19 protein-coding genes and 1 riboswitch are annotated in these 19,933 nt (G+C 62.4%); of the genes, 5 read left to right on the forward strand and 14 right to left on the reverse strand.

What is annotated here, in order from left to right; translation table 11 throughout:
- Window positions 1–204: 204 nt before the first annotated feature.
- The 6 genes from VRB54_RS16785 to cobO are packed head-to-tail and all read right to left on the reverse strand — an operon-like array spanning window position 205 to window position 6,150.
- Window positions 205–1,656, reverse strand: a complete 1,452-nt coding sequence (locus VRB54_RS16785; RefSeq protein ID WP_338478064.1) for a cobyric acid synthase — start codon at window positions 1,654–1,656, stop codon at window positions 205–207.
- Window positions 1,653–2,642: a threonine-phosphate decarboxylase CobD gene (gene cobD, locus VRB54_RS16790; RefSeq protein WP_338478065.1), complete on the reverse strand. Its 990-nt coding sequence runs from the start codon at window positions 2,640–2,642 to the stop codon at window positions 1,653–1,655. The genes VRB54_RS16785 and cobD overlap by 4 nt, the downstream gene beginning before the upstream one ends.
- Window positions 2,635–3,543 carry an adenosylcobinamide-phosphate synthase CbiB gene (gene cbiB, locus VRB54_RS16795; protein ID WP_338478066.1) on the reverse strand — a complete coding sequence of 303 codons (909 nt, stop codon included), beginning with the start codon at window positions 3,541–3,543 and terminating at the stop codon, window positions 2,635–2,637. The genes cobD and cbiB overlap by 8 nt, the downstream gene beginning before the upstream one ends.
- Window positions 3,540–4,190, reverse strand: a complete 651-nt coding sequence (gene bluB / locus VRB54_RS16800) for a 5,6-dimethylbenzimidazole synthase (protein ID WP_338478067.1) — start codon at window positions 4,188–4,190, stop codon at window positions 3,540–3,542. The genes cbiB and bluB overlap by 4 nt, the downstream gene beginning before the upstream one ends.
- Window positions 4,187–5,542: a cobyrinate a,c-diamide synthase gene (locus tag VRB54_RS16805; RefSeq protein ID WP_338478068.1), complete on the reverse strand. Its 1,356-nt coding sequence runs from the start codon at window positions 5,540–5,542 to the stop codon at window positions 4,187–4,189. The genes bluB and VRB54_RS16805 overlap by 4 nt, the downstream gene beginning before the upstream one ends.
- Window positions 5,539–6,150 carry a cob(I)yrinic acid a,c-diamide adenosyltransferase gene (gene cobO, locus VRB54_RS16810; RefSeq protein WP_015372612.1) on the reverse strand — a complete coding sequence of 204 codons (612 nt, stop codon included), beginning with the start codon at window positions 6,148–6,150 and terminating at the stop codon, window positions 5,539–5,541. The genes VRB54_RS16805 and cobO overlap by 4 nt, the downstream gene beginning before the upstream one ends.
- Window positions 6,151–6,230: 80 nt before the next feature.
- Window positions 6,231–6,485, reverse strand: a riboswitch (cobalamin riboswitch).
- A 99-nt stretch (window positions 6,486–6,584) separates the two neighbouring features.
- Here cobO and VRB54_RS16815 point away from each other — a divergent pair.
- The gene (locus VRB54_RS16815) at window positions 6,585–7,898 is read left to right on the forward strand and encodes a sorbosone dehydrogenase family protein (protein ID WP_338478069.1); all 1,314 of its coding nucleotides are present in this window, start codon (window positions 6,585–6,587) and stop codon (window positions 7,896–7,898) included.
- 123 nt (window positions 7,899–8,021) lie between these two features.
- Here VRB54_RS16815 and VRB54_RS16820 read toward each other — a convergent pair whose 3' ends face one another.
- The 5 genes from VRB54_RS16820 to VRB54_RS16840 form a co-directional block, all read right to left on the reverse strand.
- Window positions 8,022–8,567 carry a C40 family peptidase gene (locus VRB54_RS16820; protein ID WP_057010337.1) on the reverse strand — a complete coding sequence of 182 codons (546 nt, stop codon included), beginning with the start codon at window positions 8,565–8,567 and terminating at the stop codon, window positions 8,022–8,024.
- A gap of 144 nt (window positions 8,568–8,711) precedes the next feature.
- On the reverse strand, window positions 8,712–9,341 hold the full coding sequence (locus tag VRB54_RS16825; RefSeq protein WP_060548805.1) for a C40 family peptidase: 630 nt from the start codon (window positions 9,339–9,341) through the stop codon (window positions 8,712–8,714).
- Between the two features lie 209 nt (window positions 9,342–9,550).
- Window positions 9,551–10,255, reverse strand: a complete 705-nt coding sequence (hda, locus tag VRB54_RS16830; RefSeq protein WP_338478070.1) for a DnaA regulatory inactivator Hda — start codon at window positions 10,253–10,255, stop codon at window positions 9,551–9,553.
- Window positions 10,256–10,458: 203 nt separating this feature from the next.
- Window positions 10,459–11,532 carry an AI-2E family transporter gene (locus VRB54_RS16835; protein ID WP_057010335.1) on the reverse strand — a complete coding sequence of 358 codons (1,074 nt, stop codon included), beginning with the start codon at window positions 11,530–11,532 and terminating at the stop codon, window positions 10,459–10,461.
- Window positions 11,533–11,568: 36 nt separating this feature from the next.
- Window positions 11,569–12,609, reverse strand: coding sequence for a DUF2066 domain-containing protein (locus VRB54_RS16840; protein ID WP_338478071.1), 1,041 nt, complete (start codon window positions 12,607–12,609; stop codon window positions 11,569–11,571).
- A gap of 357 nt (window positions 12,610–12,966) precedes the next feature.
- Here VRB54_RS16840 and purM point away from each other — a divergent pair, with 357 nt between their 5' ends.
- The 4 genes from purM to VRB54_RS16860 all read left to right on the forward strand — a co-directional run bounded on the left by purM (window position 12,967) and on the right by VRB54_RS16860 (window position 15,941).
- The gene (gene purM / locus VRB54_RS16845) at window positions 12,967–14,025 is read left to right on the forward strand and encodes a phosphoribosylformylglycinamidine cyclo-ligase (RefSeq protein WP_209983556.1); all 1,059 of its coding nucleotides are present in this window, start codon (window positions 12,967–12,969) and stop codon (window positions 14,023–14,025) included.
- Window positions 14,025–14,675, forward strand: coding sequence for a phosphoribosylglycinamide formyltransferase (gene purN / locus VRB54_RS16850; protein WP_338478072.1), 651 nt, complete (start codon window positions 14,025–14,027; stop codon window positions 14,673–14,675). The genes purM and purN overlap by 1 nt, the downstream gene beginning before the upstream one ends.
- 8 nt (window positions 14,676–14,683) lie before the next feature.
- Window positions 14,684–15,397, forward strand: coding sequence for a DUF3108 domain-containing protein (locus VRB54_RS16855; protein WP_338478073.1), 714 nt, complete (start codon window positions 14,684–14,686; stop codon window positions 15,395–15,397).
- 355 nt (window positions 15,398–15,752) lie between these two features.
- On the forward strand, window positions 15,753–15,941 hold the full coding sequence (locus VRB54_RS16860; RefSeq protein WP_209983560.1) for a hypothetical protein: 189 nt from the start codon (window positions 15,753–15,755) through the stop codon (window positions 15,939–15,941).
- Window positions 15,942–16,039: 98 nt separating this feature from the next.
- Here the strand turns inward: VRB54_RS16860 and VRB54_RS16865 are convergent, their stop codons facing one another.
- The 3 genes from VRB54_RS16865 to relA form a co-directional block, all read right to left on the reverse strand.
- Window positions 16,040–16,585, reverse strand: coding sequence for a DUF2058 domain-containing protein (locus tag VRB54_RS16865; RefSeq protein ID WP_014719402.1), 546 nt, complete (start codon window positions 16,583–16,585; stop codon window positions 16,040–16,042).
- Window positions 16,586–16,610: 25 nt separating this feature from the next.
- Window positions 16,611–17,444, reverse strand: coding sequence for a nucleoside triphosphate pyrophosphohydrolase (gene mazG / locus VRB54_RS16870; RefSeq protein ID WP_338478074.1), 834 nt, complete (start codon window positions 17,442–17,444; stop codon window positions 16,611–16,613).
- A 139-nt stretch (window positions 17,445–17,583) separates the two neighbouring features.
- The gene (gene relA, locus VRB54_RS16875) at window positions 17,584–19,827 is read right to left on the reverse strand and encodes a GTP diphosphokinase (RefSeq protein ID WP_338478075.1); all 2,244 of its coding nucleotides are present in this window, start codon (window positions 19,825–19,827) and stop codon (window positions 17,584–17,586) included.
- Window positions 19,828–19,933: the final 106 nt, after the last annotated feature.

Genomic DNA, 19,933 nt, shown 5'->3' on the forward strand with positions numbered 1-19,933 from the left:
TTGGGCTCTTCCAAAAGTGACCCGCTGTAAGAGCGGAACCATAAGCAGCCGTTACCGCAGCAACGGATATGTACACTGAAAAACCGCCATCGGGAGCAAGCCTCCTCCCACATTTGGAACGCGGCGCTTCAGTTGAATAGTGACCGACTGTCAGGCCGCCATCGCGGTCAAGCCCGCTGCCACAGAGAGGCCGTATGTACACCGTCAGATTCCACACAGTTTGCGTAACAACTCGGTGTCCAGATGGTTCTCGACCAAATCCGCCAACCGCTCGATATCGCGCTCACGTAACGCGTGGTAATCCACCTCCTGCACATCCAGCAACCCGGCCCAACGCAGCAAGGCGCTGCACGCGGCGGGAGTTTCGAACAATCCGTGCAAGTAGGTGCCAAGAATTTGCCCGTCAGCACTGAGCGCGCCATCACTGCGCCCATCATCCAGCAGCACCGCAGCACGCGACAGCCCGTCGCCCGACGTCACCCCCGCATGAATCTCATAGCCACTGACCTCAGCGTCCTCCAACAACAGGCGCCCACGCACATTGCGCAACTGCTTTTCTTCTTCAAGCGTGGTGGTGAACCCCAACAACCCCAGCCCATCACTGGACCCCGCCGCCCCTTCCAGCCCAAGCGGGTCATGCACCTGCTCGCCCAGCATCTGCAAACCACCGCAAATCCCCAGCACCTTGCCGCCATAGCGCAAGTGCCGCGCCACGGCGCTGTCCCAGCCATTGGCGCGCAGGTACGCCAAATCATTGCGCACACTTTTCGAGCCCGGCAGGATGATCAGGTCGGCGGCCGGGATCGGCTGGCCCGGCCCCACGAACTGCAGATCCACCTGGGGATGCAGGCGCAACGGGTCGAAATCCGTATGGTTGCTGATGCGCGGCAACACCGGCACCACCACTTTGAGCACCTGCGCAGCCTTGTCGATCTGGCGCCGGTCGATGCCGTCCTCGGCTTCCAGGTGCAGGTCCATCACATAGGGCAACACGCCCACCACCGGCTTGCCGGTGCGCGTCTGCAGCCAATCCAGCCCCGGTTGCAGCAGCGCGATGTCGCCGCGAAAGCGGTTGATGATGAAGCCCCTGACCCGCGCCTGTTCGCTGGGCGAGAGCAATTCCAGGGTGCCCACCAGGTGGGCGAACACGCCGCCACGGTTGATATCGGCGATCAGCAGCACCGGGCAATCCACCGCCTCGGCAAAGCCCATGTTGGCGATGTCGTTGGCGCGCAGGTTGATCTCTGCCGGCGAACCAGCGCCTTCCACCATCACCACCGGGTAGGCTGCGCTCAGGCGCGCGTGGGAGGCCAGCACCGCCTGCATCGCGATGGCTTTGTAATCGTGATAGGCCACCGCGTTCATGCTGGTGACGGCGCGGCCATGGATGATGACCTGGGAGCCGGTATCGCTGTTGGGTTTGAGCAACACCGGGTTCATGTCGGTGTGGGGCGCCAGGCGCGCGGCCTGGGCCTGCACGGCCTGGGCACGGCCGATCTCGCCGCCTTCGGCGGTCACGGCGCTGTTGAGAGCCATGTTCTGCGGCTTGAACGGCGCCACCGCCACACCCTGGCGCACCAGCCAGCGGCACAGCGCGGTCACCAGGGTACTTTTGCCGGCATCGGAGGTGGTGCCCTGCACCATCAGCGTACTCATGCAGTCTCCCGGTAAGCGGCCAGTGCCGTATCGAGGCGCAGCCAGTCGACCTCGGTGTCTGGCAGGCCGAAGCGCAGGCTGCTGTTGTGGGCAAACAGGCGCAGCAGGATGCCGCGCTGGGCCATGAATTCGTGCAGCCGTTCGGCGTGCGTGGTGATCAACCATTGGAACAGAGCGCAGCCGCCCTGAGGTTGAAAGCCGTGGCGCTCGAGCAGGGCAAACAAACGCTGAGCGGCTTCGACACACCGCGCACGCTGGCGCGTATGCCCGTCGCTGTCACGCAGACATGCCTGACCCAGCACGCGCGTCGGCCCGCTGACGGCCCAGGGACCGACCTGCTCGGCGAGCAACTTGAGCAACCGGCGCTCGGCCAGGACAAAGCCCAGCCGCACACCGGCCAGGCCGAAGAACTTGCCGAATGAACGCAGCACGATCAACCCGACCTGATGGGCATGGCCCGCCAGGCTCAGGTGCGGGGTGACGTCCATGAACGCTTCGTCCACCACCAGCCAGCCACCGCGCTGCGCCAGGCGGGCGTGCCAATCGAGCAGGCGTTGCGGGCTCAGGCTCAACCCGGTGGGGTTGTTCGGGTTGACCACCACCAGCACATCGAGGCTGTCGATAAAGAAGTCGACTTCCTGCTCCTGCACTTCGCGCACCACATACCCGGCACGACGCCAGGCCTCGGCGTGTTCGGCATAACACGGCGACAAGACGCCGACCTTGCCGGAGCGACGCAGGCGCGGCAGTAGCTGGATGGCCATCTGGGAACCGGCCACCGGCAACACATGCGCCGCGCCGTAATACTCGCTGGCGGCCAACTCCAGGCCATCGTCGGTTTCCGGCAGGCGCGCCCAGGCCCGCAGCGGGATCTCGGGGATCGGCCATGGCCACGGCGCCAGGCCGCTGGACAGGTCGAGCCACTGATCTTCGGCAATACCGTATTGAATGGCCGCCTTGCGCAGCCGTCCGCCGTGCTCAAGCATAAAATTGCGCCCCCGCGCACAGGATCAGCAGCCACAACCATACGCCGCGCTGCACCAGTTGCCAGCCCCGCTCGATGGCATCGGCATCCGCCGGCGGGCCTTCGCCCAGCGGTGGACGCTGGTGCAGCTCGCCGTGATAAATCGCCGCACCGCCAAGCGCCACGCCCAGCGCGCCCGCGCCGGCCGCCATCACCGGCCCGGCGTTGGGGCTGTCCCAGGTCGGGCCCTGGGTGCGCCAGCACTTGAGCGCCAGGCGGGTCTTGCCCAGCACGGCGTAGGTCAAGGCCACCAGCCGTGCGGGAATATAGTTGAGCACATCGTCAATCCTGGCCGCCGCCCAGCCGAAGCGCTCGAAACGTTCAGTGCGGTAGCCCCACATCGCGTCCAGCGTATTGCTCAGACGATAGAGCACCACGCCCGGCACGCCGGCAACCACAAACCAGAACAGTGCGGCAAATACCGCGTCGCTGCCGTTTTCCAGCACCGATTCGGTGGCGGCGCGGGCGACGTCGGTGGCGTCCAGTTCGGCGGTCTCGCGGCTGACGAGGTAGCTCACCCGTGCGCGCGCCTCAACCAGATCATCACTGCGCAGGGCCTGGGCCACGGGCATCACATGTTCGCCCAGGCTGCGCATGCCCAGGGCGCAGTACAACGCGAGGACCTCCAGCGCCCAGCCAATGTAGGGCGCCCATGACAACGCGGTGGCCAGCAGGGTCAACGGCACCACCGTGATCACCCAGGCGGTCACGCCATGGCTGCGCCAGCCGCGTCCACCGCTGTTGAAGCGTTGCTCGATACGCCCGGCGAAATTGCCAAACGCCACCAGCGGATGCCAGCGCCGGGGCTCACCCAGCAGCGCGTCCAGCGCCACCGCAGCGACGCACAGCAAGGCCACACTCATTGACTCACTCCCCACGCATTTTCATACAGCATGTCACTCAAGGGTTGCGGCTCGCGCCAGCCTTCAAGCTGCAGCATCGGCGCCGGATAAAACTCGGCGACCGGGCCCAGGCACAACACGGCCAGGGGTTTGGCGCCTGGCGGCAAGCCCAGCAGGTCGGCCAGGGCCTGGGGCTCGAACAGCGACACCCAGCCCATGCCCAGCCCTTCCACCCGTGCTGCCAGCCACAGGTTCTGGATCGCGCAGGACAGCGAGGCCATGTCCATTTCCGGCAAGGTGCGACGGCCGAAGATATGCCGCTCACGGTCATCCATCAGCGCCGCCACCAGCACTTCAGCACAGTCATGGATGCCTTCGACCTTGAGCTTCATGAACTGGTCGGAGCACTCCCCCAGGGCCTGGGCGGTGCGCACGCGCTCCTCTTCCACCAGTTGCTGAATCCGCCCGCGCAACGAGCGGTCGCTGATACGGATAAACCGCCACGGCTGCATCAGGCCGACACTGGGGGCCTGGTGTGCGGCCTGGAGCAGGCGCTGCAGTAATTCGGGTGTGACCGTGCCACCGCTGAAGTGACGCATGTCACGGCGTTCGGCGATGGCGCGGTAGACGGCGTCGCGCTCGGCCTGGGGGAATGCGTGGTCGGTCATGGCCCTGTCGCGGGCAAGCCCGCTCCCACCGTTTGATCTGTGAACGCTGTCTTGAGGTCCGGCGCAAAAAGCGCGGCCACCGCCGCCGGATTCGACGGAAAGTAAAAGTGCACATAGGAAGCGGTCATGCGTCCCTGCCGATACACCGCCTCGGCGCCGCGCCCGCCATTGGGGCTCAGGCCACGGGCGATCGGCTGCCACTCGGTGCTGGTCAAGGAGTGGTGATAGGTATGCCCGCGCAACGTGCCCTCCGGCAGCTCGACACTCTGCAGCGCCAGCGCTGCCAGTTTTTTCTGCATCACCGCATCGCCCTGCAACAGGCCCACCAGTTCGGCGCGGGTGCCGTCGACGTCGGTGAGCGAGTCGAGCAGGTACAACATGCCCCCACACTCGGCGAGCAAGGGTTTGTTCGCCGCGTGATGGGCGCGAATGGACGCGAGCATCGAGGTATTGTGCGACAGCGCCTGGTGGTGCAGCTCCGGGTAACCACCGGGCAGGTAGAGGCTGTCGGCCTCAGGCAGCTGGCTATCGTGGAGCGGAGAAAAGAACGTCAGCTCGGCGCCCATCGCCCGCAACAGGTCCAGGCTGGCGCCATAGGTGAAGGCAAACGCTTCGTCCCGAGCAATGGCAATGCGCACGCCGGCGAGCAGCGGCTCGGCCTCGATCATTTCAGGCACGGCAAAGGTCACCGGCGGCGGCACCGCCACTTCGCAACTGCTGCCCAAGGCCTGGGCGGCGGCGTCCAGGCGCGCGTCGAGGTCATTGAGTTCACTGGCCTGCACCAGGCCCAGGTGGCGGCTGGGCAGTTCGATACCGGTCTCGCGGGACAGCGCGCCGTACCAGCGCAGGCCTTCGGTGAGGCTGCCTTCGAGCAGTTGCGCATGGCGCAGGGTACCGACCCGGTTGGCCAGTACGCCAGCGAACGGTAGATCCGGCTGGTAGCGCGCCAGGCCCAGAGCCAGTGCGCCGAAAGTCTGCGCCATGGCGGTGCCGTCGATCACGCCGAGCACCGGCACGCCGAAATGTCGCGCCAGGTCGGCGCTGGAGGGCGTGCCGTCGAACAGGCCCATGACGCCTTCAATCAGAATAAGGTCGGCCTCGCCCGCCGCTTCCCACAACAGGCGACGACTTTCCTGCTCGCCCACCATCCACATGTCCAACTGATACACCGGCGCACCACTGGCGCGCTCGTGGATCATCGGGTCGAGGAAGTCCGGGCCGCACTTGAACACGCGCACCTTGCGCCCAAGGTTGCGGTGCAAGCGTGCCAGGGCGGCAGTCACAGTGGTTTTGCCCTGGCCGGACGCCGGTGCGGCGATCAGAACGGCCGGGCAATGACGGGGCTGATTCAAAGTTCGACGCCCTTCTGAGCCTTGATACCGGCCTGGAATGCGTGCTTGAGCATGCCCATTTCGGTGACGGTATCGCCCATTTCAATCAGCTCGGGCTTGGCGCCACGGCCGGTGACCACCACGTGTTGCATCGGCGGGCGGGCCTGCAGGTCGCTGAGGACCTGATCGAGGTTGAGGTAGCCGTGCTTGAGGGCGATGTTCAGTTCGTCCAGCACCACCAGGCCGATGGAGGGGTCTTGCAGCATCGCCCGGGACACCGCCCAGGCGGCCTCGGCGGCGGCGATGTCGCGCTGGCGGTCCTGGGTTTCCCAGGTGAAGCCTTCGCCCATCACGTGAAAGCGCACCTGCTCGGGGAAACGGCGGAAGAACATCTCTTCGCCGGTGCTGAAACGCCCCTTGATGAACTGCACCACGCCGCACTGCATGCCATGGCCCATGGCGCGGGCCAGCATGCCGAAGGCCGAGCTGCTCTTGCCTTTGCCGTTGCCGGTGAGCACCAGCAGCAAGCCGCACTCATTCGGCGAATTGGCGATGCGCTCGTCGATCACGGCTTTTTTGCGCAGCATGCGCGCCAGATGGCGCTCGTCGCGTTCGGGGGAATCGGTCATGGCAGCTCTCCGTTGGGGCTGGACAAAAACGGCGGGCAGGAAACAAGCGCATACAGACAGCCAAGCATCGCCCACCGTGATGCTGTTGAATGTTCAAGGCCGGTCTCCGGACTCATGAGCGGCGCCTGCACGTATCAAGCGCAGGCAGGCCGGCGGCGCGCCTTCCCATATCGCGCACGATACAGTGGCAAACAGCACCGTTTTGACTCATTTACCGTTGCGGGGGCAGCGCCGGGATCGCGGCAGCACTGTGTACAAGTGCGCTCACTCACCGGCTTCCCTGTTTCACTCTGTCGACGCACGCGCCACGGAGCACCTGGAACAAGCGGCGAAGGTTAGTGGGTTGGGGGTGGAGCGTCAATTAAAGCTGGCCTGGCACTTGAACCATCCCGCGCAGGCAATCCTCTACCCTTACAGGCATTCAGGAGAAAATCATGCATAAAACAAGACTCGCCCTACTCATCATGCTCGCCGGCACCCTCGCCGCCTGCGGTGAAAGCTCGACGTTGCAGGTCTCGGATGGCACCGGGCCGTCGCCCAAATTGCCGCAGCCGAACAAGACGCTGATCCCCACCGTGAACATCGCACCGGCCATCGGCTGGCCTGAAGGCGCCAAGCCGACGGCCGCCGCCGGCACTCAGGTGGCCGCGTTCGCCGAAGGCCTGGACCACCCGCGCTGGCTGTATGTGTTGCCCAATGGCGACGTGCTGGTGGCCGAAACCAACGCGCCGCCCATGCCGGATGATGCCAAGGGTATTCGCGGCTGGGTGATGGAAAAAGTCATGGGCCGCGCCGGCGCTGGCGTGCCGAGCCCGAACCGCATCACTCTGCTGCGCGATGCCGACCATGACGGTGTGGCCGAGACACGCACAGTGTTCCTGGAAAATCTCAACTCGCCATTCGGCATGACCCTGGTGGGCAACGACCTCTACGTGACCGACTCGGACAAACTGCTGCGCTTTGCCTATCAGCCGGGCGAAACCGCGATCAAAACCCAGGGCACAACGGTCGTCGATTTGCCGGGCGGCCCGCTGAACCACCACTGGACAAAAAACGTGGTGGCGAGCAAGGACGGCAGCAAGCTGTACGTGAGTGTCGGCTCCAACAGTAACGTCGGCGAAAACGGCCTGGAAGCCGAACAAGGCCGCGCAGCGATCTGGGAAGTTGACCGCGCCACCGGCCAGCACCGGATTTTCGCCTCAGGCTTGCGCAACCCCAACGGCATGGCCTGGGAACCGCAAAGCGGCAAACTGTGGACGGCAGTCAACGAGCGCGACGAAATCGGCAGCGACCTGGTGCCGGACTACATCACTTCGGTCAAGGATGGCGGCTTTTATGGCTGGCCGTTCAGTTACTACGGTCAGCATGTGGATGTGCGCGTGACGCCGCAGCACCCGGAGCTTGTCGCCAAGGCCATTGCGCCGGACTACGCCGTGGGCCCGCATACCGCTTCACTGGGCCTGACCTTTGCCGAAGGCAGTAAACTCCCGGCGCCATTCAGCAACGGCGCGTTCATCGGCCAGCACGGCTCGTGGAACCGCAAGCCGCACAGTGGCTACAAGGTGATCTTCGTGCCGTTCGAAGGCGGGCAACCCAAGGGGCAGCCGGTGGACGTGCTGACCGGCTTCCTCGACAAGGACGAGAAAGCCATGGGCCGGCCGGTGGGCGTGGTGATCGATCAGCAGGGGGATCTGCTGGTGGCTGATGATGTGGGGAATAAGGTGTGGCGAGTTTCAGCAGCTAAATAAACGCCACAAAAAAGGTGAGAGGGGGTTTGCTCCCGATAGCAGTGGGTCAGTCAATAAGTTCCTGGACTGAAGCACCGTCATCGGGAGCAAGCCCCCTCCCACATGTGGATCCTGGTTTCAGCGTTAAGGATTGCGCGCCAGATGCTCGGCCGGCAATACGCGCTTGGCGCTCAGGTACGCATTCTGCCAATACGCCTTGGACAGGGTATCCAGCTTCACTGTGCCGCCGGTTTGTGGCGCGTGCACGAAACGACCTTCACCCACGTAGATGCCCGCATGGCTGACGCGGGAACCGCCGCCGGTGGCGAAGAACAGCAAATCACCGGTCTGCAGGTTCTGCTCACTCACATCCTGGGCGCGCATCACGATCAGTTCGCGGGTAGTACGCGGCAGGGAAATACCGGCCGCATCACGATAGACGAACCCGATCAGGCCACTGCAATCGAATCCCGAGTCCGGCGTATTACCGCCCCAGCGATAGGGTGTGCCAACCAGGCCGAGTGCACGGAAAAGCACGTCTTCGGCCGCAGGCGAGAAACTCTGGGTGGCAGCGTAGTTGAACACCGGCTTGGGCTTGACGGCGACAGGCGCCGGCGGCGGTGGACGGCTTGCGCAGGCGCTGAGCAGCGCGGCGCAAACAAGAAGCATGAGGCGGGCCGAGGTCGACATGGGCAGAACAATCCTGGTCTGGATGCGGCTTTCGCTGCCGTACGCTGAAAACCAGAACGCGCAAGCAAAGCTCGCGCGAACGGATTACAACAATGTCCAGGGATTCTAGCGCTTACGCGTCAAACTTCAAGTATCACTTTAACTTTACTTACTGGCGGTCACTGTGGACGGGGCCATGGCCAGTGCGCGCTTGGCTTCAATGAAGGTCTTGCTCCAGTAGCTGTCGCCCAGGCTGTCGACTCGAACACCGCCACTGCGACGGCTGCTGGAGTGGATAAACTGGTTATCGCCCAGGTAGATACCGGCGTGGCTGACACGACCACGGCCCGCTGTACTGAAGAAAAGCAGATCGCCAGGCTTGAGGTTGTTGCGTGCGACCAACGGTGCTTTCACGTTGATCATTTCGCGCGTCGAGCGTGGCAGATTCATGCCCGCCTCTTCACGAAACAGATAACCGATGAAACCGCTGCAATCGAAGCCGGCTTCAGAGGTACCGCCGAAACGGTAACGGGTACCGATCAGCGACATGCCGCGTTCCAGGATGCTGTCGGCCAGCACCGGAAGCTGGTAAGGCTTGCTGCCGGAGAAATCGGTCAGCTCTTTTTCGGTTGCCAGCTCTTCTTCGTAAACAGAAGCAGACTGAGCAGCAACGAATTTTGCCTGGCTTTGAACCTGTGGTTTTTGCTGGACAGCCACTTGCTGGGGCTGGGAGGCGCAACCAAACAACAGGGTGACAAGTGCGAGAGGCACGAGGGGTGCGAAGCGATTTAGCATGGGCACGACCGTGGCTGGTATGTAAAGAAGCCGAGACTATGCCCGCTATCGGATCGATTTGCAAATTCAATCGAGGTCTATGTGACTTGGCGATTGGACTGCGCCATCTAAGCCGTAATTCCATTTAATGAGCAAAATGCGTAGCCGGCGAGGCTAAAACGCAGGATTTCTGGCGCCTGAAAAATGCCGAACCGTTGCGAATCAACCGGTTACCAGCCCAACGTCTCTTTGAGAAAAGGGATCGTCAATTTTCTTTGTGCCTGCAGGGAGGCCTGGTCAAGTTGTTCGAGCAAATCGAACAACGCGCTCATGCTGCGGGTGCCACGGGTGAGAATAAAATGCCCGACTTCGTCGGTAAGGTGCAGGCCGCGACGGGATGCGCGTAATTGCAGGGCCCGCAATTTGTCTTCGTCGGACAAGGGACGCATCTGAAAGATCAGCGCCAGGGTGAGGCGTGACTTGAGGTCGGCCAGTTTGACCGGCAATTCCCGGGGCGAGGTGGAGGCGGCAATCAACAGGCGCCTGCCGCTGTCACGCAGGCGGTTGAACAGATGGAACAAGGCTTCTTCCCACTGCGCCTTGCCGGCGATGACCTGCAGGTCATCCAGGCACACCAGTTCGTATTGCTCGAGGTTGTCGAAGATGCCGATGCCACGGTCCATCAGCTCGGCCAGCGGCAGATACACCGCCGGCTCGCCCATCTGCTCGAAGCGCAGGCACGCGGCCTGCAACAGGTGGGTACGTCCCACGCCATGCTTGCCCCACAGATAGATCAGGCTTTCGGTCCACCCGGCGTCGGCTTCGCATAGCCGCTCGACATAGCCGAGTGCTGCGGCATTGGCGCCTGGGTAGTAATTGATAAAGGTTGCGTCATCACGCAGACGCACACCTAGGGGCAGCTGAATCGGTTTCATGCTGACTGAACGGCTCCCATCGAACCGCTAGTGGCCTCTGTGTAAAGTTGGCAAAGTCTATACCCGTGACGCCGGGCGCACAATGCAGCAGACCACAAGCAAAATCAAAGGTTTGCGCTAACCTGCCGGTTTGCACGGAGTGTTTGACGCGCCCACCTCATAAACAACAAACCCGGCCATGAGCCGGGTTTGTCGCACTGCGATTACAGCTCGGGGTCTTCGACACCCGTGTACACATCCGAATCCTTGTACAGCACGTGCACATGACGCACCAACACCATAATCACCGCCGCCACAGGCAAAGCCAGCAGGATGCCGGTAAAACCGAACAGCTCACCGCCCGCCAGGATCGCAAAGATCACCGCCACCGGGTGCAGGCCGATCCGATCACCCACCAGCAGGGGCGTCAGCACCATGCCTTCAAGGGCCTGGCCGACCATGAACACCGCGACAATCCCCAGCATCGGGTACAGGTCGCCGCCGAACTGGAACAATCCGGCCACCAGCGCCGCGCCGATCCCGATCACAAAGCCCATGTACGGCACAATGGCAGCCAGACCCGCGATCAGGCCGATCAACAGGCCCAGCTCCAGGCCGATGGCCATTAGCCCGGCCGCGTAGATGATGCCCAGTGCCAGCATCACCAACAACTGGCCACGCACGAATGCACCCAGCACTTCATGGCACTCTGCCGCCAGTGATACCACGCGCTCCTCGCTGTCTCGCGGCAGCAGGCCGCGAATCTTGGCCATCATGATGTCCCAGTCGCGCAGCAGGTAGAACGCCACCACCGGAATCAGTACCAGATTCGTCAGCCAGCCGATCAGCGCCAGGCTGGAAGCCGTGGCCTGGCTGAGCACCACACCGACGATGTCGGTGGTTTGGCCCATATGCTCGCTGATCGCGGCCTTGACCTTGTCGAACTTCCAGAACCCTTCCGACAGACCGAGTTTGGTCTGAGCCCACGGCATCGCCGTGTGTTGCAGCCAGTCGAGCATCTGCGGCGCCAGCTCGTACAAGCGAAACAGCTGCTTGGCCAGCATCGGCACCAGCACCAGCACCAGCGCGGTGATGATCAACGTGAACAGCGCGAACACCGTCACTACGCCAAGGGTCCGCGACAGGCCGAGCTTTTCCAGGCGATCCACGACCGGATCGAACAGATAGGCGAGCAACAACGCGACCAGGAACGGCGTCAGGATCGAATGCAGCAGGAACACAAAAACGCACAGCAGGACAATCCCGCCAAGCCACACCCAACGACGCGTATCCGCCATACACCACTCCAATTGCTTCTATATAAGGAAGAACATTTACCAACGAAAACGCAGTTGCACCTGAGGTTCAGGTGCCGCTGCGGGTTGCGTGCCATCGACGACGGGTTGCTGGGCCGGCGCTTCACCTGCGGGAACCTCCTGCAATTTGGCCAGGCTCAACTGGGTGCGCAACTGATCGGCGCTGCCGTTGACCCGATACACAATACGATTGCCATCGACTAATTTGGGCTGGACACCAAAGGGTTCCAGCAGGTGAGCGAGGGCGGCGTAGCGCTCCAGGGTCATGCCCTGCACTTCCAGCAATTGTTCGGTGGTCACGCCAGGCTTGACGGCAAAGCGCGGCGCGAGTTTTTCGCTCACGGCCAGCAGCACTGCGTCGGCAACCGCAGCGGTGTCGGCGCCTTGCGCGGTGCCCTGCTCGCTTTTATCGCCCAGCCACAGCCGCCATTTGGCCTGCCACTGGCTGCCTTCCTGGCGCGCATGCACCGCGAGCAACGCGTCGGCGCCATAACGCTCGGAAGCGGCGCGCAACGGCGTGGCGTCGGCGCTTTCCAGATTCGGTGCAGTGGCCACCACCTGCTCATCCAGATCACCCAACGGCAAGCGCAGTGGCAAGCCCCGGTGCTGGGCCGCGCGGCGCAGCGCCTGGGCGACGGGCTGTCCATCACCGACCAGGCTGCTGCCTTCGGTGGAATCGTTCAGCCACCAGCCAAGGATCGACGGGCGATTGCTGCCCCATATCGACAGGCCCGCGTCACGCAGCGCGCGGTCAGTACTGACCGGGTCGAAATCCACCTGCAGGCTTTCCGGCGGGCCGGCGTCATAACCGTATTGCGTGATGATTTGCTGCGGGTCCTTGCGGATCGCCGCCAGGCCCGGGCCTTCGGCGGCCCTGGCGTCGCCGGTCAGGCGAATCACCAGGGTCTGCAGCGCGCGCTGGGTGGCCTGATCGCGCTCCTGAGGCGACTGACTGCTGACTGGTTCCAGCACTTGATAGAGACCATTGAGGGTTTCGGCTTGACTCGCCAGGCTGACCAACGACAAACAGCCTACAAAAAAGAATTTACACAAACGCATGGAAGATTCCCGAACGACAAATTTAGCGGGTGGAACAGACCGCGTGCACCCGGTTCAGCCAGGCTGTGACCACAGTGATTGGTAAAACATTCACAGGGTGGCGGTAAGTTTTCGTACTGTCACAACGATAGCTTGCTCAAGGCTATACCTTAATACGCACCACGGCAGGGCCGGTTAGCATTTTTTTAATCGGCCTTTTTTAGCCTATATCGCCCTGCCCGTCGGCCCGAGGATGGCCGCTGCCCCTCAAGCCTGATAAAATCGCGCGCCTTCGCAGACCGTCAACGTCGAGGCCTTTTCACAAACGCCGCCGTCGGCTCGGTCGTTACCCAGAAATCCCCCCTAAAGGCCTGGATCATGAGCAAGCAACCCTCCCTGAGCTACAAGGACGCCGGTGTAGACATCGACGCCGGTGAAGCATTGGTCGAACGCATCAAGAGCGTCGCCAAGCGCACTGCGCGCCCCGAAGTCATGGGCGGCCTGGGCGGTTTTGGCGCCCTCTGCGAAATCCCGGCCGGCTACAAGCAGCCTGTGCTGGTGTCCGGCACCGACGGCGTGGGCACCAAGTTGCGTCTGGCACTGAACCTGAACAAGCACGACACCATCGGCATCGACCTGGTCGCCATGTGCGTCAACGACCTGGTAGTGTGCGGCGCCGAGCCGCTGTTCTTCCTCGACTACTATGCCACCGGCAAGCTGAACGTAGACACAGCGGCACAGGTGGTGACCGGTATCGGCGCCGGCTGCGAATTGTCGGGTTGCTCCCTGGTCGGCGGCGAAACCGCTGAAATGCCAGGCATGTACGAAGGCGAAGACTACGACCTGGCCGGTTTCTGCGTGGGCGTGGTGGAAAAAGCCGAGATCATCGACGGCTCCAAAGTCGCTGCCGGCGACGCCCTGCTCGCCCTGCCATCCTCCGGCCCGCACTCCAACGGCTACTCGCTGATCCGCAAGATCATCGAAGTGTCCGGCGCCGACATCGAAAACACCCAGCTCGACGGCAAGCCGCTGACCGACCTGCTGATGGCCCCGACCCGCATCTACGTCAAGCCACTGCTCAAGTTGATCAAGGACACCGGCGCGGTAAAAGCCATGGCCCACATCACCGGCGGCGGCCTGCTGGACAACATTCCGCGCGTGCTGCCAAAAGGCGCCCAGGCGATTGTCGACGTGGCCAGCTGGCAGCGCCCGGCAGTCTTTGACTGGCTGCAGGAGCAGGGCAACGTGGACGAGACCGAGATGCACCGCGTACTCAACTGCGGCGTGGGCATGGTCATCTGCGTGGCACAGGAACACGTTGAAACGGCGCTGAACGTCTTGCGTGAAGCCGGCGAGCAGCCTTGGGTGATCGGCCAGATCGCCACCGCCGCGCAAGGCGCAGCCCAGGTCGAACTGAAGAACCTCAAGGCTCACTGATGCCTCGGACCTGTAATGTCGTGGTGCTGCTTTCCGGCACCGGCAGCAACTTGCAGGCCTTGATCGACAGCACGCGCGCCGGCGACAGCCCGGTGCGCATCGCTGCGGTGATTTCCAATCGCAGCGATGCCTACGGCCTGCAACGCGCCAGGGACGCCGGCATCGACACCCGCTCGCTGGATCACCAGTCATTCGATGGTCGCGAGGCCTTCGACGCGGCCTTGATCGAACTGATCGACGCCTTCAAACCCCAACTCGTGGTCCTGGCCGGTTTCATGCGCATCCTCAGCGCTGACTTCGTGCGGCACTACGCTGGGCGCCTGCTCAATATCCACCCTTCCCTGCTGCCCAAATACAAAGGCATGCACACCCATCAGCGCGCGCTTGACGCCGGCGACGGCGAGCACGGTTGCAGCGTGCACTTTGTCACCGAGGAACTCGATGGCGGACCTCTGGTCGTACAGGCAGTGGTTCCGGTAGAGTCGGGTGACTCGGCGCAGAGCCTTGCGCAACGGGTTCATGCCCAGGAACACAGAATTTACCCACTGGCTGTTCGCTGGTTTGCCGAGGGTCGGTTGATTCTCGGTGAACAGGGTGCATTATTGGACGGTCAGTTACTCGCGGCCAGCGGCCACTTGATTCGAACTTAGGAGATTTTATGCGTCGCGCCCTGCTCTTCGCTTTTGCGCTGTTCGCCTTGCCTGCCGTGCAGGCAGCAGACCTTCACCCTTTCTCCGCCAGCTACACCGCCGACTGGAAACAGTTGCCCATGAGCGGTTCGGCCGAACGCAGCCTTACCAGGAATGACAACGGCTCCTGGACCTTGAACTTCAAGGCTTCCATGATGATCGCCAGCCTCACCGAAACCAGCGTGATCCGTTTCGACAAGGACGCCCTGCAGCCGGTCAGCTACAGCTTCGAACGTGGCGGCCTGGGCAAATCGAAGAAGGTCAATCTGGACTTCGACCAGAGCGCCAAGAAAGTCACCGGCTTTGAAAACAAGGACCCGGTGAACGTCACCCTGGAAAGCGGCATGCTCGACAAGTCGACTTACCAGTTGGCCCTTCAACGTGACGTGGCCGCCGGCAAGAAAAGCATGAGCTACCGCGTCGTCGAAGGCACGGACGTCGACACTTATGACTTCCGCGTGATTGGCCCGGAAAAGGTCCAGACCAAGGTAGGCGCCATCGACGCGATCAAGGTCGAGCGCGTGCGTGACCCGTCACAGAGCAAGCGCATCACCCAGATGTGGTTTGCCAAGGATCTGGGCGGCGTGCTGGTGGCGTTGCGTCAGGTTGAGACGGACGGCAAGGAATACAACATCATGCTTCAGGATGGCACTGTTGATGGCCAGGCCATCAAAGGCAGCTGATCGGCAGATTGAACAAAGAGCCCCGCTGAATGCGGGGCTTTTTTTTGCCTGGCATTTGGGTGCTGAAGCTTATATCGCTATCGGGAGCAAGCCCCCTCCCACACGTGGAATGCACTCCACATGTGGGAGGGGGCTTGCTCCCGATGGCCATGACAGGCCCAACGCAAAATGAAACTTTTGTCATAAAACCCGTTTGCCTACGACCAAGCACCACGGATTACGCGGCTTCCAGCACTGTTGCGTCTTGTGCAATAAATTGTTGCGCGCAAAGACTGTTTACTTAGCAAGCTAACAAAACATATAACAAAGGCCTGCGACGACTTGCCGCAGATCCACCCGAGATTGGAGCAAGCAGATGACTGTAAAAGTGACTGAACGCGACGACGAACATATGTCCCACGAAGCTCTGGGCCACGGGATTCATATCTGGGATGTCCATCAACAAGACCTGTTGGTCGGCATGTTTCACAATGAAAGCGACGCTCATAACTATAAGAACGAGCTGGAAACGCTTGAACTGAAACGCCAGGCACAGAGTTCCTGAAACACTGAAATCTCGCAGGCACCCGGCCCCACACAGCAGCTGGCGTGCCTGCAAAGAAAAACCCCGCCTTGTGAGCGGGGTTTTTCGTGTCTACAGCCTTACCACATCAGATCGTCCGGGATCTGGTAGGCGGCGTACGGATCATCCTCGTCCGGCACCTGGCTTTCGGTGAGGATATTGAGCTGCACGATACGCTCCGGTGCGCGCTCCTGGATCTTCAGCGCCGCTTCGCGCGGGATCACCTCGTAGCCGCCGCCGTGGTGCACGATGGCCAGGGAGCCGTTGCTCAGCTTGTTGCGCATCAACGTGTTGACCGACAGGCGCTTGACCTTCTTGTCGTCCACGAAGTTGTAGTAGTCCTCGGTGGTCAGCTTGGGCAGGCGCGAGGTCTCGATCAGTTGCTTGACCTGCGCCGTGCGGGCCTTGGCCTCGGCTTTTTCCTGCTGCTGCCGGTTCAGTTCCTGATCACGCTTGACCTTCTCGGCATGCGCCTCGGCCGCCAGGCGGGCCTGGGTGTCATCCACCTCGGCCTGTCCCTTGTGGACCAGGCGCTGCTGCTTCTGTTTCTCTTTGCCGACCTGCTTGGCCTGCTTTTGGTTGACCAGACCTGCTTTGAGCAACTGGTCGCGAAGGGAAAGGCTCATGGTGCTTACTCACTTAGGCAACTGCTCAACCGCAGCTGGACACATTCTTTTCCTGACGCTTGGCTTCGCCCCACAGGGCGTCCAAGGTTTCGAGGGTGCAATCTTCTATGGGTTGGTGCGTATCGCGCAATGCCTGTTCGATAAATCGGAAACGTCGTTCGAACTTGGCATTGGCACCGCGCAGGGCGGTTTCCGGGTCGATCTTGAGGTGACGGGCCAGGTTGACTGCGGCAAACAGCAGGTCACCGACCTCATCGGCGATTGCAGCCTGGTCGTTGGCGGCCATGGCTTCGAGCACTTCATCGAGTTCTTCGCGCACGTTGTCCACCACCGGCAAGGCGGAGGGCCAGTCGAAACCGACCTGGCTGGCGCGCTTTTGCAATTTGGCCGCACGGGACAGCGACGGCAGCGCTGTGGGCACATCATCGAGCAGGGACAGCTGCTGCGGCGCGTCGGACTTCTCTGCACGTTCCTCAGCCTTGATCTGCTCCCAGCGCACCTTGACCTGATCTTCACTCAGTTGCGGCACGTCCAGCGGCGCGTAGAGGTCCCCGGTGGGGAACACATGGGGATGGCGACGGATCAGCTTGCGGGTGATGCTGTCGACCACACCGGCAAATTCGAAACGCCCGTCTTCGCGCGCCAGCTGGCTGTAATACACCACCTGGAACAACAGGTCGCCCAGTTCGCCCTGCAGGTGATCGAAGTCGCCGCGCTCGATGGCGTCGGCCACTTCGTAGGCCTCCTCCAGGGTGTGCGGCACGATCGTGGCGTAGGTTTGCTTGATGTCCCACGGGCAGCCATATTGCGGATCACGCAGGCGGTTCATCAGGTGCAGCAGGTCTTCAAGTGAATACATCGGTCTCTTTCCGCTGAAGAACAAATGTGGGAGGGGGCTTGCTCCCGATGACGGTGGGTCATTGCCAAATATATTTTCTGGCCCACCGCTATCGGGAGCAAGCCCCTCCCACAGGTTTGGTCCGCGTCCATTCAGTTGCTTATGGCGTGCGGTTGCGCCGGGTTTCGATGATGTTCGGCAACTGGGAGATCCGTCCCAGCAAACGCCCCAGCGCGTCCAACCCCGGAATCTCGATGGTCAGGGACATCAACGCGGTGTTGTCCTCCTTGTTCGAGCGGGTGTTGACCGCCAGCACGTTGATGCGCTCATTGAGCAGCACTTGCGACACGTCGCGCAGCAGGCCGGAACGGTCGTAGGCACGAATGATGATATCCACCGGATAAGTGAGCACCGGCACCGGGCCCCAGCTGACCTGGATGATCCGCTCCGGCTCGCGCCCGCCCAGTTGCAGCACCGAGGCGCAATCCTGACGGTGAATGCTCACGCCACGGCCCTGGGTGATATAGCCGACAATCGCATCGCCCGGCAGCGGCTGGCAGCAACCGGCGATTTGCGTCATCAGGTTGCCCACACCCTGGATCTGGATATCGCCGCGCTTGCCGGGCTTGTAACCGGTGGCCTTGCGCGGGATCAGTTCCAGTTGTTCGTTGCCGCGCTCCGGCTCCACCAACTGCTGGGCCAGGTTGACCAATTGCGCCAGGCGCAAGTCGCCGGCGCCGAGGGCGGCGTACATGTCTTCGGCGATCTTCATGTTGGCCTTTTCGGCCAGCTTGTCGAAGTCCACCTGGGGCAGGCCCAGGCGCGCCAGTTCGCGTTCGAGCAGGGTCTTGCCGGCGGCGACGTTCTGATCGCGTGCTTGCAACTTGAACCAATGGACGATCTTCGCCCGCGCCCGTGAGGTGGTGATGTAGCCCAGGTTCGGGTTCAGCCAGTCACGGCTCGGCGTACCGTGCTTGCTGGTGATGATCTCGACCTGCTCACCGGTCTGCAGGCTGTAGTTGAGCGGCACGATGCGCCCGTTGATCTTGGCGCCCCGGCAGTTGTGGCCGATTTCGGTGTGCACGCGGTAGGCAAAATCCAGCGGAGTGGCGCCCTTGGGCAAGTCGATGGCATGCCCGTCCGGGGTGAAGATATAGACACGGTCGGGCTCGATATCCACGCGCAGCTGTTCAGCCAGGCCGCCGATATCGCCGAGTTCTTCGTGCCATTCGAGCACCTGGCGCAACCAGGAAATCTTCTCTTCGTACTGATTGGACCCGGCCTTGACGTCGGTGCCCTTGTAGCGCCAGTGCGCGCACACGCCCAGTTCCGCCTCTTCGTGCATGGCATGGGTGCGGATCTGCACTTCGAGCACCTTGCCCTCAGGACCGATCACCGCCGTGTGCAGTGAGCGATAGCCGTTTTCCTTGGGGTTGGCGATGTAGTCGTCGAATTCCTTGGGGATGTGCCGCCACAGCGTGTGGACGATACCCAGCGCGGTGTAGCAGTCGCGCATTTCCGGCACCAGCACGCGCACCGCCCGCACATCATAGATCTGACTAAAGGCCAGGCCCTTGCGCTGCATTTTGCGCCAGATCGAATAGATATGTTTGGCGCGGCCGCTGATGTCGGCATCGACGCCGGTGGCCTGCAATTCGGTACGCAACTGGCCCATCACGTCGCTGATAAAGCGCTCACGGTCCAGGCGCCGCTCGTGCAGCAGCGTGGCGATCTGTTTGTACTGATCGGGTTCAAGGTAGCGAAAGGACAAGTCCTCCAGCTCCCACTTGATATGGCCGATGCCCAGGCGGTGCGCCAGCGGCGCATAGATGTCGAAGACTTCGCGGGCGACGCGGTTGCGCTTTTCGTCGTCGGCGGTCTTCACCGCACGAATCGCGCAGGTGCGTTCGGCCAGCTTGATCAGGGCGACGCGTACGTCGTCGACCATCGCCACCAGCATCTTGCGCAGGTTTTCCACCTGGCCCTGGGTGCCCAGCACCATGGACTGGCGCGGGCTGAGGCTGGCACTGATGGCCGCCATGCGCAGCACGCCGTCGATCAGCTTGGCCACCACCGAGCCAAAGCGCTGGCCGACGGTGGCCAGCTCAATGTGCCCTTCGCGCACGCCGCGATAGAGCACGGCGGCGATCAGCGAATCCTGGTCGAGCTTGAGATCGGCAAGGATCTCGGCGATTTCCAACCCGGTACGAAAGCTTGAGGTGCCTTCGGCCCACAGGTTCTTGGCCGCATTGTCCTGCTGCTCGGACTCACGAGCGAACTCGCAGGCCGCCTTCAAGGCCTCACGGTCCAGTGCCGGATCGACACTGATGGCATGGTCGAGCCATGCCTCCAGATTGATACTGCCGTCGGTGTTGATCGGCTGGTGTGCTCTCACCTGTACCATCTTTCTTACCTTCCCTACGACGCACCTTGGATGCGCCGGAATCATCGCCGACCTTGACTGCGAACTCCGTGGCAGCTCATGGGCCCTGGAGAACGCAGGCCGGTCG

It is taken from the genome of Pseudomonas trivialis (assembly GCF_036864995.1).
Lineage (GTDB): Bacteria > Pseudomonadota > Gammaproteobacteria > Pseudomonadales > Pseudomonadaceae > Aquipseudomonas > Aquipseudomonas trivialis.

Excerpts from the sequence above, each read along its gene's own strand:
- VRB54_RS16785 (WP_338478064.1), bottom strand. The coding sequence starts at position 1,656 with ATGAGTACGCTGATGGTGCAGGGCACCACCTCCGATGCCGGCAAAAGT.
- cobD (WP_338478065.1), bottom strand. The coding sequence starts at position 2,642 with ATGCTTGAGCACGGCGGACGGCTGCGCAAGGCGGCCATTCAATACGGT.
- cbiB (WP_338478066.1), bottom strand. The coding sequence starts at position 3,543 with ATGAGTGTGGCCTTGCTGTGCGTCGCTGCGGTGGCGCTGGACGCGCTG.
- bluB (WP_338478067.1), bottom strand. The coding sequence starts at position 4,190 with ATGACCGACCACGCATTCCCCCAGGCCGAGCGCGACGCCGTCTACCGC.
- cobO (WP_015372612.1), bottom strand. The coding sequence starts at position 6,150 with ATGACCGATTCCCCCGAACGCGACGAGCGCCATCTGGCGCGCATGCTG.
- VRB54_RS16815 (WP_338478069.1), top strand. The coding sequence starts at position 6,585 with ATGCATAAAACAAGACTCGCCCTACTCATCATGCTCGCCGGCACCCTC.
- VRB54_RS16820 (WP_057010337.1), bottom strand. The coding sequence starts at position 8,567 with ATGTCGACCTCGGCCCGCCTCATGCTTCTTGTTTGCGCCGCGCTGCTC.
- VRB54_RS16825 (WP_060548805.1), bottom strand. The coding sequence starts at position 9,341 with ATGCTAAATCGCTTCGCACCCCTCGTGCCTCTCGCACTTGTCACCCTG.
- hda (WP_338478070.1), bottom strand. The coding sequence starts at position 10,255 with ATGAAACCGATTCAGCTGCCCCTAGGTGTGCGTCTGCGTGATGACGCA.
- VRB54_RS16835 (WP_057010335.1), bottom strand. The coding sequence starts at position 11,532 with ATGGCGGATACGCGTCGTTGGGTGTGGCTTGGCGGGATTGTCCTGCTG.
- VRB54_RS16840 (WP_338478071.1), bottom strand. The coding sequence starts at position 12,609 with ATGCGTTTGTGTAAATTCTTTTTTGTAGGCTGTTTGTCGTTGGTCAGC.
- purM (WP_209983556.1), top strand. The coding sequence starts at position 12,967 with ATGAGCAAGCAACCCTCCCTGAGCTACAAGGACGCCGGTGTAGACATC.
- purN (WP_338478072.1), top strand. The coding sequence starts at position 14,025 with ATGCCTCGGACCTGTAATGTCGTGGTGCTGCTTTCCGGCACCGGCAGC.
- VRB54_RS16855 (WP_338478073.1), top strand. The coding sequence starts at position 14,684 with ATGCGTCGCGCCCTGCTCTTCGCTTTTGCGCTGTTCGCCTTGCCTGCC.
- VRB54_RS16860 (WP_209983560.1), top strand. The coding sequence starts at position 15,753 with ATGACTGTAAAAGTGACTGAACGCGACGACGAACATATGTCCCACGAA.
- VRB54_RS16865 (WP_014719402.1), bottom strand. The coding sequence starts at position 16,585 with ATGAGCCTTTCCCTTCGCGACCAGTTGCTCAAAGCAGGTCTGGTCAAC.
- mazG (WP_338478074.1), bottom strand. The coding sequence starts at position 17,444 with ATGTATTCACTTGAAGACCTGCTGCACCTGATGAACCGCCTGCGTGAT.
- relA (WP_338478075.1), bottom strand. The coding sequence starts at position 19,827 with ATGGTACAGGTGAGAGCACACCAGCCGATCAACACCGACGGCAGTATC.